General features: G+C 70.0%; 15 protein-coding genes and 1 tRNA gene. 6 read left to right on the top strand and 10 right to left on the bottom strand.

Going from position 1 to position 17,789, the window contains the following annotated elements; genetic code table 11:
- Nucleotides 1-100: 100 nt before the first annotated feature.
- Both ACIBK4_RS18760 and ACIBK4_RS18755 read right to left on the bottom strand, forming a co-directional pair.
- The gene (locus ACIBK4_RS18760; protein ID WP_398995869.1) at nt 101-2,629 is read right to left on the bottom strand and encodes an ABC transporter permease; all 2,529 of its coding nucleotides are present in this window, start codon (nt 2,627-2,629) and stop codon (nt 101-103) included.
- A gap of 500 nt (nt 2,630-3,129) precedes the next feature.
- Complete coding sequence (locus ACIBK4_RS18755; RefSeq protein WP_384286947.1) at nt 3,130-3,900, bottom strand: ABC transporter ATP-binding protein; 771 nt, start codon at nt 3,898-3,900, stop codon at nt 3,130-3,132.
- A 471-nt stretch (nt 3,901-4,371) separates the two neighbouring features.
- Here ACIBK4_RS18755 and ACIBK4_RS18750 point away from each other — a divergent pair.
- A tRNA-Leu gene (locus tag ACIBK4_RS18750) sits at nt 4,372-4,458 on the top strand.
- Between the two features lie 56 nt (nt 4,459-4,514).
- Here ACIBK4_RS18750 and ACIBK4_RS18745 read toward each other — a convergent pair.
- Nucleotides 4,515-5,099: a hypothetical protein gene (locus ACIBK4_RS18745; RefSeq protein ID WP_398995868.1), complete on the bottom strand. Its 585-nt coding sequence runs from the start codon at nt 5,097-5,099 to the stop codon at nt 4,515-4,517.
- A gap of 207 nt (nt 5,100-5,306) precedes the next feature.
- Between ACIBK4_RS18745 and ACIBK4_RS18740 the strand changes: the two genes are divergently transcribed.
- Nucleotides 5,307-6,491 (top strand): 4-hydroxybenzoate 3-monooxygenase, encoded by a 1,185-nt coding sequence (locus tag ACIBK4_RS18740; protein ID WP_398995867.1) that lies wholly within the window; start codon nt 5,307-5,309, stop codon nt 6,489-6,491.
- Nucleotides 6,492-6,662: 171 nt separating this feature from the next.
- Entirely contained in the window at nt 6,663-7,550 is an 888-nt protein-coding gene (locus tag ACIBK4_RS18735; protein WP_384158707.1) for a Bax inhibitor-1/YccA family protein, read from the top strand.
- A 120-nt stretch (nt 7,551-7,670) separates the two neighbouring features.
- Here ACIBK4_RS18735 and ACIBK4_RS18730 read toward each other — a convergent pair whose 3' ends face one another.
- Nucleotides 7,671-7,901 (bottom strand): DUF4287 domain-containing protein, encoded by a 231-nt coding sequence (locus tag ACIBK4_RS18730; RefSeq protein WP_026178224.1) that lies wholly within the window; start codon nt 7,899-7,901, stop codon nt 7,671-7,673.
- Nucleotides 7,902-8,003: 102 nt separating this feature from the next.
- Between ACIBK4_RS18730 and ACIBK4_RS18725 the strand changes: the two genes are divergently transcribed.
- Entirely contained in the window at nt 8,004-8,315 is a 312-nt protein-coding gene (locus ACIBK4_RS18725; RefSeq protein ID WP_398995866.1) for a hypothetical protein, read from the top strand.
- Between the two features lie 229 nt (nt 8,316-8,544).
- Here ACIBK4_RS18725 and ACIBK4_RS18720 read toward each other — a convergent pair whose 3' ends face one another.
- From ACIBK4_RS18720 to ACIBK4_RS18710, 3 genes are all read right to left on the bottom strand, one after another.
- Nucleotides 8,545-9,333 carry a hypothetical protein gene (locus ACIBK4_RS18720; RefSeq protein WP_398995865.1) on the bottom strand — a complete coding sequence of 263 codons (789 nt, stop codon included), beginning with the start codon at nt 9,331-9,333 and terminating at the stop codon, nt 8,545-8,547.
- 274 nt (nt 9,334-9,607) lie between these two features.
- The gene (locus ACIBK4_RS18715) at nt 9,608-10,828 is read right to left on the bottom strand and encodes an acetyl-CoA C-acetyltransferase (protein ID WP_398995864.1); all 1,221 of its coding nucleotides are present in this window, start codon (nt 10,826-10,828) and stop codon (nt 9,608-9,610) included.
- Between the two features lie 721 nt (nt 10,829-11,549).
- Nucleotides 11,550-12,587 (bottom strand): SGNH/GDSL hydrolase family protein, encoded by a 1,038-nt coding sequence (locus tag ACIBK4_RS18710; RefSeq protein WP_398995863.1) that lies wholly within the window; start codon nt 12,585-12,587, stop codon nt 11,550-11,552.
- A 215-nt stretch (nt 12,588-12,802) separates the two neighbouring features.
- Between ACIBK4_RS18710 and ACIBK4_RS18705 the strand changes: the two genes are divergently transcribed.
- A complete protein-coding gene (locus tag ACIBK4_RS18705) occupies nt 12,803-14,194 on the top strand; it encodes a cystathionine beta-synthase (protein ID WP_329553367.1) in 1,392 nt (463 codons plus the stop codon).
- 347 nt (nt 14,195-14,541) lie between these two features.
- On the opposite strand, the gene ACIBK4_RS18700 is transcribed toward ACIBK4_RS18705, so the two are convergent.
- Both ACIBK4_RS18700 and ACIBK4_RS18695 read right to left on the bottom strand, forming a co-directional pair.
- On the bottom strand, nt 14,542-15,387 hold the full coding sequence (locus ACIBK4_RS18700) for a helix-turn-helix transcriptional regulator (protein WP_398995862.1): 846 nt from the start codon (nt 15,385-15,387) through the stop codon (nt 14,542-14,544).
- A gap of 55 nt (nt 15,388-15,442) precedes the next feature.
- A complete protein-coding gene (locus ACIBK4_RS18695; RefSeq protein ID WP_398995861.1) occupies nt 15,443-16,399 on the bottom strand; it encodes an LD-carboxypeptidase in 957 nt (318 codons plus the stop codon).
- Between the two features lie 182 nt (nt 16,400-16,581).
- Between ACIBK4_RS18695 and ACIBK4_RS18690 the strand changes: the two genes are divergently transcribed.
- Complete coding sequence (locus ACIBK4_RS18690; protein WP_398995860.1) at nt 16,582-17,343, top strand: SDR family oxidoreductase; 762 nt, start codon at nt 16,582-16,584, stop codon at nt 17,341-17,343.
- Between the two features lie 9 nt (nt 17,344-17,352).
- On the opposite strand, the gene ACIBK4_RS18685 is transcribed toward ACIBK4_RS18690, so the two are convergent.
- On the bottom strand, nt 17,353-17,784 hold the full coding sequence (locus ACIBK4_RS18685; RefSeq protein ID WP_398996425.1) for a hypothetical protein: 432 nt from the start codon (nt 17,782-17,784) through the stop codon (nt 17,353-17,355).
- Between the last annotated feature and the right edge of the window lie 5 nt (nt 17,785-17,789).

Here is a 17,789-nt window from a genome sequence, read left to right as displayed (position 1 = left end):
GCGGGGCGGCGGGGGGGGGGGCCCGCCCCGCCCCCCCCCCGCCCCCCCCCGCGCGCCCCCCCCCCCCCCCCCCCCCCCCCCCCCCCCGACTCATGTGCCGCTACTCGGACTTGATGGCCGACAGCATGTTCAGCTTGGCCGCGCGCCGGGCCGGCCACAGGGCGGCCAGGACGCCGACCGTGCCCGCGAGGAGCAGGAAGAGCGCCATCCGGGCCCAGGGGATGACCAGCGAGTAGGTCGCCATCTTCGAGCCGACCAACTCACCTGCCGCCCAGCCGAAGAACACGCCCAACCCGATGCCGAGCACCCCGCCGAAGAGCGAGATGACCAGGGACTCCAGCCGGACCATCCGCTTGATGCCCTTGCGGTCCAGGCCGATCGCGCGCAGCATCCCGATCTCCTGCGAGCGCTCGAAGACCGACATGGCAAGGGTGTTGATGACCCCGAGCACCGCGACGATCACCGCCATGGCGAGCAGGCCGTAGACCATGTTGAGGATGAGGGTGAAGACCTGCGCGATGCTGTTCGAGAGGTCCTTCTTGTCCTGGACCTTGACCGCCGGGTTGGAGCCGAGGGCCTTCTCCAGCTTGTCCTTCGTCGCACTCGACGCGCCGTCGGCCGTCTTGACCAGGATCTGCATGTCGGCCGGGTCGGTCTGGTGCGGGGCGAGGGTCGCGTTGTCGAGCATGATGCCGCGGATCAGCGCGTTGCCCTCGTAGACCGCGGAGACGGTGAGCTGCTGCGCCTTGCCGTCCTCGTAGTGCGTGGTGAAGGTCGAACCGGCCTTCCAGCCATAGGACTTGGCCGTGTCGTCGTCCACGACCACCTGCGTGCCGGCGACCTTGAAGGTGCCGCTGTCGACCTTGAGGTCGGTGAGCTTGCCGATGGCGGAGCCGTTGACGCCGGTCAGGAACTCGGTCTTGCCGTCGATGCGCGACGGGGCGTTGCGCAGCGGGCTGCTGGCGGTGATGCCGGACGTGGTGGTGAGGGTCTTGTCGACGTCCGGGGAGAGCTGGTTGCCGTTCGCCATCGACACGATGTAGTCGGCGCTGATCGCGGACGAGGCCATCTTGTCGATGCCCTGCTGCAGGCTGCCCGCCATCACCGTCATGCCGGTGATGAGGGTGAGGCCGATCATCAGCGCGGAGGCGGTGGCGGCCGTACGGCGCGGGTTGCGCACCGAGTTCTGGCGGGCGAGCTTGCCGGAGATCCCGAAGATCCGCAGGACCGGGGCCGAGGCCGCGATCAGCGGGCGGGACAGCAGCGGGGTCAGGATGAACACACCGATGATCAGGAGTACGGCACCCACACCCATGGGCGCCTGACCGTCCGAACCGCTCATCGTGGTGGCCGCGAGGACGACCGCGATGCCCGCGCCGGAGAACAGCGCGCCGAGCGTGTTGCGCAGGACCAGCGACTTGGTGGTGGCCGTCGCGTGCAGGCTGCTCATCGCGGCGACCGGTGGGATCTTCGCGGCGCGGCGGCCGGGCAGCCAGGCGGCGAGCATCGTGATGAGGATGCCGACCGCGAGGGCGCTGAGCACCGTGTTCGAGGTGATGACCAGCGGGCCGTCCGGGACGGTCGCGCCGATCGTGCCCATCAGGGCGCGCAGCCCGGCGCCGATGCCGATACCGGCGAGCAGACCGGCCACCGCGGCGACCGCGCCGACCACGAACGCCTCGATCAGCACCGACCGCGTGACCTGCCGGCGTGAGGCGCCGACCGCGCGCAACAGGGCAAGTTCCTTGGTGCGTTGGGCGACCAGCATGGTGAAGGTGTTGGCGATGATGAACGTACCGACGAACAGCGCGATCCCCGCGAAGACCAGCAGCCCCGACTTCAGCCCGCTCATCGACGAGGCGATCGCCTCGGCCTGGTCGTCGGCGAGCTTCTTCGCGGTGGTGGTCTCGGTGAGACCCTTCGGCAGGGCGTTGTCCAGCTGCGCCTTCAGCGCGGCCTGACTGGTCCCGTCCGCGGCCTTCACATCGATCTCGTCGTACGTCCCCGCCTTGCCGAACAGCTTCTGCGCGGTCGCGGTGTCGAACAGGGCGAGGCTGCCGCCGGCGGCGACGTTGCCGTCGTCGGTGGTGAAGATGCCGGTGATCTTCGGGGTCAGCACCGGCCCGTCGACGGAGATGCGCACGGTGTCGCCTACCTTGTACCCGGCACGCTTGGCGGTCTCGGAGTCGATGGCGACTTCGCCCGAACCATGGGGCGCGGCACCGGACTTGAGCGGATACCGGGCGTCCTTGCTGCCCCAGTAATTCCCGCCCTCGGACTGGAAGCCGCCGCCGATGAGCTTGCCCTTCTTGTCGGCGATGGCGGTGAAGCCTTTGACGACCCCGGTCGCGGACGCGGCCCCCGGCACCTTGGCGCTGGTGTCGAGCATGGCCTGGGTCAGCTCGGGCGTCTTGCCGACCGTGTCGCCTTTGTCGTCCTGGGACTTGGGCTGGACGGCCACGTCGACCTGGTCGAAACCCTTGGCCGAGCTGTTCTGGAAGGCGTTCGAGATGGTGTTGGTGAAGACCAGGGTCCCCGACACGAACGCGACGCCGAGCATCACGGCGAGCACGGTCATAAGGAGCCGGGCCTTGTGCGCGAGTACGTTGCGCAAGGCGGTACGGAACATGGGTTGTCTCAGTCCAGGTCTACGAGGGGCCGGCTGGGGCGGTGAAGTCGGCTCCGGGGCGGCGGAGTTGAAGGCCTCGGCGGTGAGGTCGGGGGCCGGGGCTCTGACATCGCGGCCGGGGTGGTGGAGTCGGGCGCCGGCGCGGCGAGGTCGGTTGTCCGGTCGGTGAGGTCGGGTGCGCCGGCGGTGGACCGGGTGCCGGGGTGGTGAAGTCGGGTCTGGGGCGGTCGAGTTGAGGGCCGGGGTGATGGAGTCGAGGTCCCGGGCGGCGGTGCGGAAGCCCGGTGGTGAAGTCGGGTGTCGGGGTGGTGAAGTCGGTTCTGGGGCAGCTGAGTTGAGGCCGGGGCGGCGGAGTCGAGATCCCGGGCGGCGGAGTCGAGACCCCGGCGGTGCGGGGTCGAAACTCCGGCGGTGAAGCCGGCGGCCCGGGTGGCGAAGTCGGTTGCCAGCACGGCGAGTTGAGGGACCGTCACGAGGGTCCACTCAAGGTCCGTCGGACGTCAGCTGGTGCGGCCCTTCGCGTCGAACTGCTTCATGCGGTCCAGTACCGAGTCCGCCGTCGGCTCGTAGACCTCGTCGACGATGCGGCCGTCCGCGAGGAAGACCACCCGGTCCGCGTAGGCCGCGGCCACCGGGTCGTGGGTCACCATGACCACCGTCTGGCCCAGCTCCCGTACGGAGTTGCGGAGGAAGCCCAGCACCTCGGCGCCGGAGCGCGAGTCGAGGTTTCCGGTCGGTTCGTCGCCGAAGATGATGTCGGGGCGGGAGGCCAACGCTCGTGCCACGGCGACGCGTTGCTGCTGGCCGCCGGAGAGCTGGGAGGGCCGGTGCTTCAGGCGGTCGGCGAGGCCGATCATCGTGATCACCGAGTCCAGCCACTGCTTGTCCGGCTTGCGGCCCGCGATGTCCATCGGGAGCGTGATGTTCTCCAGGGCCGTCAGCGTCGGCAGCAGGTTGAACGCCTGGAAGATGAAACCGATCTTGTCCCGGCGCAACTTCGTGAGCTGCTTGTCCTTCAGGGAGCCCAGCTCGGTGTCACCGATCCGCACGGAACCGGATGAGAACGTGTCCAGACCGGCGACGCAGTGCATCAGCGTGGACTTGCCGGACCCCGAAGGACCCATGATCGCGGTGAACTCGGCCTGCCGGAAGGCGATCGAGACCCGGTCGAGGGCGACCACCTGGGTCTCGCCCTGTCCGTAGATCTTGGAAAGATCCGTGGCACGCGCGGCCACGGAGGTGGTCCGGTCGGCGATGGGGGTGGTGGTCACGGAGGGTGCTCCTGTCGGGACGACGGCATTGACGGGGGTATTGACGGCATTGCTGGATACGCCATCCATCTTCTCGGCCCCATCGCGCCGTGTAGTCAGCCGCTGTTCCGGTTCCGGGGGCAGCCTTCAGTCGGACTGCGCTCAGCGGTGTCATACCTGGGGATGAGGACCACCCCCGAGATGGCCCCTGTGACGACACCCGTGACGACCCCCGGTACGACCCCTGGACCGACCTCTGTGAACGATCACGTCAAGAACCGGTGGAGCACCCTCGTTCGGGCGGTGAAATTCCGTCATTCCGCATACGAGGCCCCAGACCGCACGCAAGGCTGTTGGCAAGTGCTGATGGCGCATTCCGTGGTCTGATGCACCCTCAGACATCAATAAAATAAGACAACATCGGTCCGCCTGCCCGCTGTTGGGGACGCGCGTCCCGATAGGCTCGTGACCTCGATGCGGAGCCCACGGCCTGCCCGGATGGTGGAATGCAGACACGGCGAGCTTAAACCTCGCTGCCCCTTCGCGGGCGTACCGGTTCAAGTCCGGTTCCGGGCACCATCGCAGTTACTGGGAGTGAGTGGCGAGAGCGTTGTGTTACTTCCACGCTCTGGACGTCACGGCTCGGGAGTCCATTCCACCGGCGGGAGTCGGCGGCTGTAATGCGCGCCTCTGAGACCGTAACGGGCGAGGTGGAGCGTCTCGCCGTCGATCTGGATCTCCATCGGCGGCGGGTTGGGGACGGAGATCCGCGGGTGGGCGTAGGGGCGGCCTTCGATGAAGAGTGATTCCCGCCGGCCGCTCCAGGCGTCCGCCAGCTTCTGGGCCTCTTCGCGGGACCACGGGTTCTGCAGGGTGCGCGGGGCGGCCGGGTCGTGGCCGTAGCCGTTGAGCCCGCGCACCAGGGCCTCGCTGTAGACACCCTTGACCCGGAAGTTCTCCAGGTCGTCCGTGCGCACGATCATGTGGACGTACCGGCGGGTGTTGCCCCGGTGCCGGCCCACCGCGGGACGGCGGCCACTGCCGGGGTCCCAGCGGTGGGGCGGGAGCCACAGCAGGGTGCCGGCGCGGAAGTGCTTCGTGCCGTGCTGGATGTCGAGGCCGCTGTCGCCGTGCGAGGTCTCCCGCGCCACGTTGGCCACCAGGCACCAGCCCAACAGCCCGTCCGGCGTTGCCTCTTCGGTGGATTCCGTGTCCGTCACGCCGGGAATTCTGGGGTACGGGACGGGGTGCGGGCCAGCCTTTATCGGCGGAGGGACCGGAAAGAACCGGACCGTTGACAGGTGACCCGTGCGGTCGGAGACTTGAGACGTATCGACGAGGTGAAGAGAATTTCACCTGACGAACTCGATCAACTCGATCAAATCAACTCGATCAGCGCGACTCGATCAGTGCGAAGGGAACTCCCGATGCGTACCACCGTCGGCATCATCGGAGCCGGCCCCGCCGGGCTCCTCCTCGCCCGGCTGCTGCACAACGAGGGGATCGACTCCGTCGTCCTGGAGAGCCGGGACCGGGAGTACGTCGAGCACCGGCAGCGCGCCGGGATCCTGGAGCAGGGCACGGTCGACGTACTGCGCGCGGCGGGCGCCGGTGAGCGGCTGGACCGGGAGGGGCTGCGGCACGACGGGATCGAGCTGCGGTTCGACCGGAAGCGGCACCGGGTGGACTTCCCGGCCCTCACGGGCGGCCGTAGCGTCACGGTCTACGCGCAGACCGAGGTGTGCAAGGACCTGATCGCCCTTCAACTCGCCGACGGCGGGCCGTTGTTCTTCGAGGCGGAGGCGTTGGGGGTGGAGGGCGCGGACACCGACAGCCCGCGCGTCCGCTTCCGTTGTCAGGGGCGCGAGGACGTCCTCGACTGCGACTACGTCGTCGGGTGCGACGGATTCTGGGGCGTCGCCCGCAACGCGATCCCCGCCGAACTCACCCGCGTCTTCGAACGGTCGTACCCCTACGCCTGGCTCGGCATCCTCGCCGACGTCGCGCCCTCCCACGACGAGCTGGTCTACGCCCGCCACGACCGCGGCTTCGCGCTCCTCTCCATGCGCTCGCCCTCCATCTCCCGTCTCTACCTCCAGGTGGAGGAGGGCGCGGACGCGGAGAGCTGGAGCGACGAGGCGATCTGGGACGAGCTGGAGCGGCGGTTCGAGACGGAGGACGGCTGGACGCTCGACCGCGGGCCCATCACGCAGAAGTCCGTCACCCCGATGCGTTCGTACGTCCACGAGCCCATGCGGTACGGGCGGCTCTTCCTCGCCGGCGACGCCGCGCACATCGTGCCGCCGACCGGTGCCAAGGGCCTCAACCTCGCCGTCGGCGACGTCGTCACCTTCGCGCGGGCACTGACGTACAAGAAGGACAAGGGAAGCGACGAACGGCTCGACGAGTACTCCGCCACCTGTCTGCGGCGGGTGTGGCAGGCCGAGCGGTTCTCCTACGACATGACGAGCCTCCTGCACCGCGCGCCCGACGCGACGCCCTTCGAGGGACGGCTTCAGCTGGCCCGGCTGGAGCGGATCGCGGCCTCGCGGGCGGCCGAGACGGATCTTGCGGAGGCGTACACCGGGTTCCCGTTCGATGAACGGGGATAAGGGGTCTCTAAGGGGGGCGTCACGGCTTGGTACCAGTGTTCGCAGGGGGTGCGGCACACCGCGTACCTTGGCAGGACGAGGGGAAGATCCTCCCCAAGAGGTAGGGTCAATCCTTTGCCTACCTATTACTCTTGAGGCCAAGGCCGCGCGAGGCGGCCATGGAGGAGTGAAATGAGGAGCAGAAACCCGGTCTTCTCGCGACGGGGGTTCAGCCGCGACAACGGCTACGCGGGCTTCAACACCGCGCCGCAGGCCGGGGGCCCCGCCGTAGGTACGCAGGGCAACCCCTACGCGGGCGGTAACCCGTACGCGCAGAACCCGTACGCCCAGCAGGACCTGCAGCAGGGCGCACCGCCCCAGGCCCCGGCCACCACCGGCCGGATGACCATGGACGACGTCGTCCTGCGCACCGGCACCACCCTCGGCACGCTGATCGTGACGGCCGCCCTCGCCTGGGCGCTGCTTCCGGTCGACGACGCCAACATCAACCGTTCGTACGGCATCGGGATCGGCGCCGCGCTGGTCGCGATGGTCCTGGCGTTCGTCCAGTCCTTCAAGCGCAAGCCCGTCCCGGCGCTGATCCTGTCGTACGCCGCGCTGGAAGGCGTCTTCCTCGGCGTCGTCTCCAGCGTCGTCGACAACCGCATCGCGAGCGGCGCGGCCATGCAGGCCGTGATCGGCACGATGGCGGTCTTCGCCGGCGTCCTCATCGCGTACCGCGCGGGCTGGATCCGCGTGAACCGCCGGTTCTACGGCTTCGTGATGGCGGCCGCGCTCGGCTTCGTGCTGCTGATGGTCGTGAACCTGCTGTTCGCGGTGTTCGGCGGCGGTGACGGCCTCGGCTTCCGCAGCGGCCCGCTCGGCATCTTCTTCGGTGTCGTCGGCATCATCCTCGGCGCGTGCTTCCTCGCCCTCGACTTCAAGCAGGTCGAGGACGGGATCGCCTACGGCGCGCCCAAGGAAGAGGCCTGGCTCGCGGCCTTCGGGCTCACGCTGACGCTGGTGTGGATCTACATGGAGTTCCTGCGGCTCATCTCGATCCTGAACAGCAACAACTAGCGGCGACAACCAGCGGCGGTACGGCGGTGGTTCCGCCCGCTCGCGTGAAAGGGCCCCGGGTTCGTTCCCGGGGCCCTTCGTCATGTCCGTGTCCGTGATGGGTCGGTCTGTGGTGCGCGCCTAGAGCAGTTTGCGCGCGGCCCTCCTCAGGTCGTACTCGTGAATGATCGCCTTGGCGTGGCCGTACGCGAGGTCGTGCTCGGCGCGGAGCCAGCTGACCTTCTCCTCGAAGCGGAAGAGGGCGGGGCCTTCGTCGACGGTGCGCAGCCAGTCGGACACTTCACGACCGGTGCAGTGGGGGATGCGGGCGAGCAGATTACGGTGGGTCTCCTGGGAGAACACTTGGGACATCGGCGCCTCCGGACGCATGGGGTGTAAGCCGGTCCTTCAGGTCACCGTGCCTGAGCGTTCGCCCGTTGGCAACAGTCCCGGTACGGCGCGTAGTCTCGCGGCGTGGTGGATACGACGCGGTTGACTCAAGCGGTGGATCACTTTGCGGACCGGCTCAGGGCTGCGCCGCAGAGTCGGTTGCAGAGGGGTGCCGCTGCCGAGGCTTTGGGGCTGGCCAGGGAGTTTGCCCTGTGGGCGCAGCGGGTTGAGGATCCCTCGGGGGAGGCTCGGGAGATGCCGGATGCGGGGATGTTCGCTGCGGCTGATCAAATCACCGTTGCTGTGCATGACTTGGCGGTTGTGCTGGTGAGTGACGCCGAGGTTGAGCGAGCGGTGGGGTTGGTTGCGGAGGCGCAGAAGAGGGCGGGGGTCTGAGGTGAGTTGGCGGCTTGCGGTGCGTCGTGGCTGGTCGCGCAGTTCCCCGCGCCCCTAAAGACGCTGGCCCGTCGTTTTCGGCTTGCGGTCCGTTGTGGTTGCTCGCGCGGTTCCCCGCGCCCCTAAAGACTAAAAACGCAGGCCGGCCGTGTTCTTTTAGGGGCGCGGGGAACCGCGCGACCAGCCCCCACTCGCCCGCACCCGACGACGTACCTGGACGCCCCCGGCATCACAGCGACGCTATGACCCTGTCCGCCAGGATGTAGACGTTTTCCTCGCCGCACGCGAACGTCAACGTGTATGCGCCGGAGACTCCCGAGCCCCCGAGGAGGAACGGGGTTTCGCCGGCGTGGAGGGCCGCGGCGAGGCGTTCGGCGGTTTCGCGGTGGCCGGGGGTCATGCAGAGGGTGGTGCCGTCGACGAAGACGTAGACATCGAGGGTGCCCAGGGGGCCGGGTCGGACGTCGGCCAGTTCTACGGCGGACTCGGCCAGCTCCTCCAGCGTCGCCACCGTGCGCTCGTGGTCGTTCGCCACCGGCGACTGCGCCGGGACGAAGTCCGGGTGGGACGGGTGGCGGCGGCGGGCCGCGGCCAGTTCGGGGGACTCGCCGGCGAACTCGTCCGCGTCCGCCGAGAACTCGGTGACCGGCTCCAGCGGTTCGAGGCCCACGAAGTCGCTCTGGCGGGGCAGGAACAGCTCACTGTCGGGCAGACCCAGCAGGGTCGGCACCTCGGTGTCGCGGGCTTCCTGCGCGGCCCAGAAGGCGCGCGCCTCGGCCAGCTCCCGCTCCCGTTCCTCGGCCAGTGCCTCGGCCACGGCGGCGCGTATCTCGTCCGCGTCGGTGTGGGTGCGGGCGGCGGGTACGAGCGCCCGTACGGAGGCGGCCCGGCCCTCGGCCAGTTCGGTGTGCAGGGCTGCTACCTGGCGACGGAGCACCAAGAGGGTGCGCAGGACGGCGACGCCCACGGCGCCTGTGGCGGCCGTGGTGAGCAGCAAAGCGATCGGCATGGCGCTCACTGACGTACTCCCGGTTCAAAGTCGACCCCCGACTTCCTACATCAGCTTGAAGGGCGGACTAACCAGCTGTCAGTGCGTAACGTCACGAAACGGGCAGGACTTTGGGCCCGATGTTTGGTGGTGAAACGGTCCTGACCTGGGAAAATCCCCCTTCGAAGGGAGATAGGTCACATCCTGGGGGAGATTGGATCACAAATCGGCCCAGAACCCAGGTGGTTACTGGGTTCCGGGCCACAGGGTGACGGTGGGTTTCCGTACGACTACGGGGAGTTGGTCAGCTGAGGCGCTCGATGACCATCGCCATGCCCTGGCCGCCGCCGACGCACATCGTCTCCAGACCGAACTGCTTGTCGTGGAACTGGAGGGAGTTGATCAGCGTGCCGGTGATGCGGGCGCCGGTCATGCCGAAGGGGTGGCCCACGGCGATCGCGCCGCCGTTCACGTTCAGCTTCTCCAGCGGGATGTTCAGGTCGCGGTAGGACGGGATCACCTGGGCGGCGAACGCCTCGTTGATCTCGAACAGGTCGATGTCGTCGACGGTGAGACCGGCGCGGCCCAGGGCCTGCTTGGACGCCTCGACCGGGCCCAGGCCCATGATCTCGGGGGAGAGGCCGGAGACGCCGGTCGACACGATCCGCGCGAGCGGGGTCAGGCCGAGCTCGCGGGCCTTGGTGTCGCTCATGATGACGACCGCGGCGGCGCCGTCGTTCAGGGGGCAGCAGTTGCCGGCGGTGACCAGGCCGTCGGGGCGGAAGACCGGCTTGAGGCCGGAGACGCCCTCCAGGGTGACGCCGGCGCGCGGCCCGTCGTCCTTGCTGACGACCGTGCCGTCGGGCAGCGTGACCGGGGTGATCTCGCGCTCCCAGAAGCCGTTCTTGATGGCTTCCTCGGCGAGGTTCTGCGAGCGGACGCCGAACTCGTCCATGTCCTGGCGGGTGACGCCCTTGATCCGGGCGAGGTTCTCCGCGGTCTGGCCCATCGCGATGTACGGGTCGGGGAGCAGGCCGTCCTCACGCGGGTCGTGCCAGGTCGAGCCCTCGGACGCGGCGGTGGCGGCGGTGCGGGCCTGTGCCTCGTCGAAGATCGGGTTCGTGGTGCCGGGGAGGCCGTCCGAGCTGCCCTTGGCGTAACGGGAGACCATCTCGACACCGGCCGAGATGAAGACGTCGCCCTCGCCGGCCTTGATGGCGTGCAGGGCCATGCGGCTCGTCTGCAGGGACGAGGAACAGTAACGGGTGATCGTGCAGCCCGGCAGGTGGTCCATGCCCATCTGTACGGCGACGATCCGGCCGAGGTTGTAGCCCTGCTCGCCGCCGGGGAGGCCGCAGCCGAGCATCAGGTCCTCGATGAGCTTGGGGTCCAGCTCGGGGATCTTCGCGAGGGCGGCCTGGATGATCGTGGCGGTGAGGTCGTCGGGGCGCAGGTCCTTGAGGGAGCCCTTGACGGCGCGGCCGATGGGGGAGCGGGCGGTCGAGACGATGACGGCTTCGGGCATCACGGCTCCATTGGCGTTCGTACGGCGTGAGGTGCGGGGGACTGGCACGGCTTCCTTGCGAAGTTACCCGCACGTATGGCGCAGGTCACGGGGATCGCGGTGTGACCCGTGCCGCAGTTTTCTAAGCGCTTGCTTGGGCCTCCGGCGGTCGGGCGGACGAGTGGTGCGGGTCGGCACACTGGCCGTCCCAAGGGGCTCCGCCCCCTGGACCCCCGGGCCTGTGCCCACCCACCAGGCAAGGGGTACGGCTCGGTTGGACCGGCCGCCCCTGGGGGCTGCGCCCCCAGACCCCCATCGGCCTGAACGGCCTCGTCCTCAAACGCCGGACGGGCTGGGGGGTGTCGGCTCGGGCTCAGAAGCCGGAGCGGGCTGGAGGGTGCCTGCTCGGGCTCAAGAGTCGGACGAGCTGGGAGATGCCGCCTCGGGCTCAGACGCTGGACGGGCTGGAGGGCGCCTGCCCGGGCTTAAAAGCCGGACGGACTGGAAGGTGTCGGCTCGGGCTTAAAAGCCGGACGGGCTGGAGGGTGTCTGCTCGGGCTCAAACACCCCACGAGCTGAAAGGGGCGCCTCGGGCTCAAAAGCCGGACGGGTTGGAGGGTGCCTCCTCGTCTTCAGACGCCGGACGGGCCGGAGAGTGCCCTCTCGTCCTCAGACGCCCGACGCGCTGGAGGGCGCTGCCCCGCGCCCAGACGCCCGAGGCGCTGGAAGACGCCCCCCGCCCTCAAACCCCCGACGCACTCGAAGGCGCCGCCTCCGGCTCCGGCACCCGCCGCCTCTTCCGCCGCTTCAGCAACGCCCACGGCCCACGCGGCCCCGTAGGCATCGCCGCCGTGACCTCCGTACCCGCCTCCGAAGCCGCCTCCGCCGCAGCCCGCGCCACCGGCAGGAAGCCCTCGCGGCGGGACGCGTCCGGGCGGTCCTCTTCCGCCGGCCAGAGGCCGAGGGCCGCGCAGACCGTCGGGAGGACGGCCATCGCCGCCGTGGCATACCCCTCCGCCGAGGGGTGGAAGTTGTCCGGGCCGAACAGCTCGCGGGGGTTCGCCGCGAACTCGGGGCCCAGGAGGTCGCCCAGCGACACCGTGCGGCCGCCCTGTTCGACTGTGCCGATCGTCTGGGCCGCCGCCAGTTGTCTGGACGCCCGGCGGGCCAGCCAGCGCAACGGCTGCTGGACCTGCTCCACCGTCCCGAGGTCGGGACAGGTGCCGACGACCACCTCGGCGCCGGCCGTGCGCAGCCGTCGTACCGTCGCCGAGAGGTGACGGACCGAGCGGGTCGGGTGCATGCGGTGGGTGACGTCGTTCGCGCCGATCATGATCACGCAGATGTCCGGCACCCGGGTGGTGTCCGCGAGGGCCAGTGCCACCTGGCGGTCCAGGTCGTCGGACTGGGCGCCGGGCAACGCCACGTTGTGCAGTTCGACCGGGCGTTCCGCGACCGCCGCCAGCCCGGACGCCAGCAGCGCGCCCGGGGTCTGGGCCGCCCGGTGGACGCCCTGGCCCGCCGCCGTCGAGTCGCCGAGCATGGTCAGGCGGAGCGGGGGTTCACCCGGGGTGTCGTAGCCGTTGCCGTAGCGGCCGTCCGCGCTCGGCACATGGTTGCTGCCCGGCGCGTGGCCGTTGCCCACATGGCGCTTCACGAAGCGGACCTCGGCCAGCACCAGCCCGATGGCCGCCGCGCCCACCAGCCCGACCCCGCCACCGCCGTACGCCGCGCCGGCCGCGATCCGCCGGGCCACCCGCGCCCTCGACATCCTCGTCATACGTCGCCGCCACCTCCTCTAAGCCGTCATCCACTCCTTGCCCCGAACTGCACGTCGCCCAATCTCAACAGGCGGTGAACGTGGATTCGGGGTGCACCGGACCCCGTTCACCGGCACCGGTCGCCCCCGCCGATCTCCTGCGACCCGACCCCCCGAACGGGCCTTACGCTGACAGGACCATTCACGACACTTCTTTGCAGCAACCGGAGACAACGGTGCAATTCCACGACTCGATGATCAGCCTCGTCGGCAACACCCCGCTGCTGAGGCTCAACAGCGTGACCGCGGGCATCCAGGCGACCGTGCTCGCCAAGGTGGAGTACTTCAACCCCGGCGGATCCGTGAAGGACCGCATCGCGCTGCGCATGATCGAGGCGGCCGAGAAGAGCGGGGAGCTTCAGCCCGGCGGCACCATCGTCGAGCCGACCAGCGGCAACACCGGCGTCGGCCTGGCCATCGTCGCCCAGCAGAAGGGGTACCACTGCATCTTCGTGTGCCCCGACAAGGTGTCCACGGACAAGATCAACGTGCTGCGCGCGTACGGCGCCGAAGTGGTCGTCTGCCCCACCGCCGTGGACCCCGAGCACCCGGACTCGTACTACAACGTCTCCGACCGCCTCGTCCGCGAGACCCCGGGCGCCTGGAAGCCCGACCAGTACTCCAACCCGAACAACCCCCTCTCCCACTACCACTCGACCGGCCCCGAACTGTGGGAGCAGACCGAGGGGAAGATCACCCACTTCGTCGCGGGTGTGGGCACCGGCGGGACCATCTCCGGCACCGGGCGCTACCTCAAGGACGCCAGCGAGGGCCGGGTGCAGGTCATCGGCGCCGACCCCGAAGGGTCCGTCTACTCCGGCGGGTCCGGGCGGCCGTATCTCGTCGAGGGTGTCGGTGAGGACTTCTGGCCGACCGCCTACGACCGGACCGTCGCCGACGAGATCGTCCCCGTGTCCGACAAGGACTCCTTCCAGATGACCCGCCGGCTGGCCAAGGAGGAGGGGCTGCTGGTGGGCGGTTCCTGCGGGATGGCCGTCGTCGCCGCGCTGCGGGTCGCCGAGCGGCTGGGTCCGGACGACGTCGTAGTCGTACTCCTCCCCGACAGCGGACGCGGCTACCTCTCGAAGATCTTCAACGACGAGTGGATGGCCGACTACGGCTTCCTGGAGGACGAGGGTCCCAGCGCCCGCGTCGCCGACGTCCTGAACGACAAGGTGCACGGCGCCATCCCCTCCCTCGTGCACATGCACCCGGAAGAGTCGGTCGGCGAGGCCATCGAGGTGCTGCGCGAGTACGGCGTCTCGCAGATGCCGATCGTGAAGCCGGGTGCCGGTCACCCGGACGTCATGGCGGCGGAGGTCGTCGGCTCGGTCGTCGAACGGGAGCTGCTGGACGCCCTGTTCACCCAGCGCGCCTCCCTGACCGACCCGCTGGAGAAGCACATGTCGGCCCCGCTGCCGCAGGTCGGTTCCGGTGAGCCGGTGGGCGACCTGATGACCGTGCTCGGTGCCGCGGACGCGGCGATCGTCCTGGTCGAGGGCAAGCCGACCGGTGTCATCAGCCGTCAGGACCTGCTGTCCTTCCTCGCCAAGGGCGGGAAGCAGTAGCAAACGTCCGGTGAACGGGCCGTGTCGACGGCGACTTTGCGGTTGTCCACCAGAACGGTGGACTTCGCGGAAGTGGTACGAGGGCGTCACGTCCACGCAGCACACGCTTAACAAGCGTCGGGCAGATTAGTGGATGTCGGCAGGGCGGGAGCGGCTCCCCGCCTCGCCGACACAAAAACGGCGTCACGGACCTCCGGAGCGGCTCCCGGACCTCCACCGACGCCTAGGACGCGCACGCCCGGCCCTGACCCGGCACGCGTCCCTCGCGGGGACCGCCGTCGTCCCGCCCTCCCGGCAACGGGGGGTGCGGCGGTCCCCGCGCATAGTCTTTTTCACGGCCACATCGGCTACGGCCTCGCAGGCCCTGCCGGCCCCGTAGTGGCCCAACTCCCCAGCAGCGCAAGGCGTTCCGCCGTCTCCGAACCCGGTTCCGGCGTGTAGACCACGATCGTCTGCGCCAACTCCCCCGGTACCGCCAGTGTTTCGTACGGCAGGGTCAGCAGGCCCGCGACGGGGTGCCGGACGCGTTTCACACCGTAGGCGCACTCCTTGACCTCGTGGTCGGCCCACAGGCGGCGGAAGTCCTCGCTCTGGTGGGAGAGTTCGCCGACGAGGGCGCTCAGTTCCGGGTCGTCGCCGTCGCGGCCGGAGGTCACCCGCAGGTTGGCGACGGCCTGCTCGGCGACAGCGGTCCAGTCGGGGTAGAGCTCGCGCGAGGCCGGGTCGAGGAACACGTGGCGCGGGATGTTGCGGACGGCCGGGGGCATGCGGCTGAAGCCGCTCAGCGCGTCGGCGAGCGTGTTCCACGCCAGGACGTCCATCCGCGGGCCCAGTACGAACGCCGGCATGCGGTCCATGCCGTCCAGCAGTACCTGGACGCCGGGGCGGATCCGGGGTGCGGGCGTCCGGTCCTTCTTGCCGCGCCGGGGGCGGGCCACCGTACGCAGGTAGGCGTGTTCCGTGTCGTCCATGCGCAGGACGCGGGCGATCGCGTCGAGCACCGCGTCGGACACGCTGGGTCCGCGGCCCTGTTCGAGCCGGATGTAGTAGTCGACGCTCACCCCGGCCAGTTGCGCCACCTCCTCGCGGCGCAGCCCGGGGACGCGGCGGCGCCCGTGCGAGGCCAGCCCCACCTCCTCGGGCTGGATACGAGCACGGCGTGAGCGCAGGAAGTCTCCGATGTCCCCGTCCATGGGTTCGATGCTAGTGCCGTGTTCGAGGAGGGGGAGCGGGGAAGCCGGGGGACCGTCACACGACGGCCGGCTCCACCGTCAGGGTTCCCTCGGCCGTGTCGATCGTCGCCCGCGTGCCGAGCGGGATCGTCGGCGGGTGTGCGCCGTGTCCGGCGGGGAGGCCGCCGAGGACGGGAACGCCCAGGCGGGTCAGCCGGTCGCGCAGGATGTCGGCGATGCCCCAGCCTCCGAGGGCCGGGTCGCCGGTGTCCTGCTCGAAGCCGATGAACTGGCCGAGGGCGACACCGTGCAGCCCGTCCAGGGCCCCGGCGCGGGTCAGTTGGGTCAGTGCGCGGTCGACCTCCCCGAGCCCGGTGCCCCGCTGGTGTTCGAGGAAGAGGATCGCGCCCTTGAGGCTCGGCAGACCCGCGCCGGTCTCGGTGCGGATCGCGCTGAGGTTGCCACCGAGCAGGACGCCGGTCGCGGTGCCCTCGACGGTGACGGCCGCGCTGGCCTGGCCGGCGTCCCGGTGGAGCGTGACGGGGTCGGTGGTCATCAGCGCGCGGCGGACGGCGTCGGCGGACTCGGGCCCGCACCACGCGTCGCTCGCGTTGGGGAACGGGCCGTGCAGACAGGCCAGGCGGCAGCGGGCCCAGAGGGCGAGGTGGAGGTGGGTGATGTCGCTGAAGCCGATCACCGGTTTCGGGTCGCGGCGCAGTGCGTCGGTGTCCAGGTCGTCGACGATGCGGTAAGTGCCCTTGCCGCCCATGGCCGCGAACACCGCGCGGACCCCCGGGTCACGGAACGCGGAGTTCAGGTCGGCGACGCGATCCTCGTCCCGGCCGGCCATGTACCCCCACTGGTCGAAGACGTGCTTACCCACCTCGGCCCGGAGCCCCCACGCCGTCAACTCCTCGACGCCACGGGCGACATGCTCCCGTCCGGGCGGACAGGCCGGGGCGACGATCCGCACCCGGTCTCCGGGCCGCAACCGCGGCGCTCGCAAGGTCGGGGCATTGCCGAAGGAGTCCATGCCGCGATCCTCCTGCACGCACCGGCCCCGACCCCGCGCGGTCACCACGTCATCGGCGCTTTTCAGCCTGGTACTGCCAGACCCAGGAAAAACGCATCCCTGGGTAGCCCCGCCGCACCGGACCAGTGTGGTGAGTGCCGCCGGGGAACCGCCCCGCCGGCCACCTCACCGAGGAGCACCTCATGTCGTACGAGAATCTGGCCGGACGTACCGCCGTCGTCACCGGGGCCGCCAGCGGGATCGGGCAGGCCGTCGCCGTTCAACTCGCCGCGAACGGGGCCCGGGTGGCGCTGCTGGCCCGGCGCGGGGAGCGGCTGGAGGCGATCGTCGGGAAGATCCGGGCCGACGGGGGACAGGCCCTCGCGGTCGTCGCCGACGTCACGGACGACGCGTCCGCGGAGGCGGCCGCCGCGCACATCCACGAGACGTACGGGGCCGTGGACCTGGTCGTCAACGCCGCCGGTGTCATGCTGCCGAACCCCGTCGACGAAGGGCGGATCGACGAGTGGCGGCGGATGCTCGACACCAATGTCACCGGAGTGCTGCGGGTCATCCGCGCCTTCACGGGGGACCTGGTGGCGGCGGCCGGGGAAGGTCGTAGCGCCGACCTGGTGAACATCTCGTCCATCGGCGCGCACGTCACGTTCCCCGCCTACGCCGTCTACGGCGCCACCAAGGCCGCCGTCACCTACATCTCCCAGTCGCTGCGCGGCGAGTTCGGGCCCCGTGACGTGCGGGTCACCAACATCGAGCCGGGGCTGACCGACACGGAGCTGGGGACGCACGTCGACAGTGCCGAGATGGCCGCCCAACTGGACCAGCTGTTCGGGGCGTTGGGCGGACTGGCACCCGAGGAGGTCGCCGATGTCGTGGCCTACGCCGCGAGCCGCGCCCGGCACGTCAATCTGCGGCAGATCGTGGTGCTGCCCACCCGCCAGGCGTGACCGGGACGGTCAGTCCTCCCACTCGCTGTCCTGGGAGGACTTGTGGCGCCGGACGCCGAAGAGGCCCGGGTTGGTGCGGGCAGCCTGGACGACGTTGACGCCGACGATGCCGGCCCAGGCCACCAGCAGGCCGGGGAGGTGGGCGATGCCGCCGCCGATCGCGGACAGCGGGATCGCCAGGACCATCGAGACGATGCCGAAGCCGAAGCGTTCGCCCCAGGAGTCGTTGGCGGCCTTGGGCCCGCGTGAACCGCGGGCGACCACCATCTGCTGCTCGGCCAGCTGCCGGCGCACCCGGCGCTCCACCGCGCCGTCGATCCGCTGGTCGATCTTCTCCAGGAACGAGTCGACCAACGCCGACTCGTACTCGTCGCCGAGTTCCCTGCGCGCCTGCAGGGTGGCGTTGAGTTCCTTCTTGAGTTCGACGTCGTTCGCATCCATTCCCG

It is taken from the genome of Streptomyces sp. NPDC050528, assembly GCF_044457795.1.
Taxonomy (GTDB): Bacteria; Actinomycetota; Actinomycetes; order Streptomycetales; family Streptomycetaceae; genus Streptomyces.
This window is presented reverse-complemented; position numbering and strand designations above follow the sequence as displayed.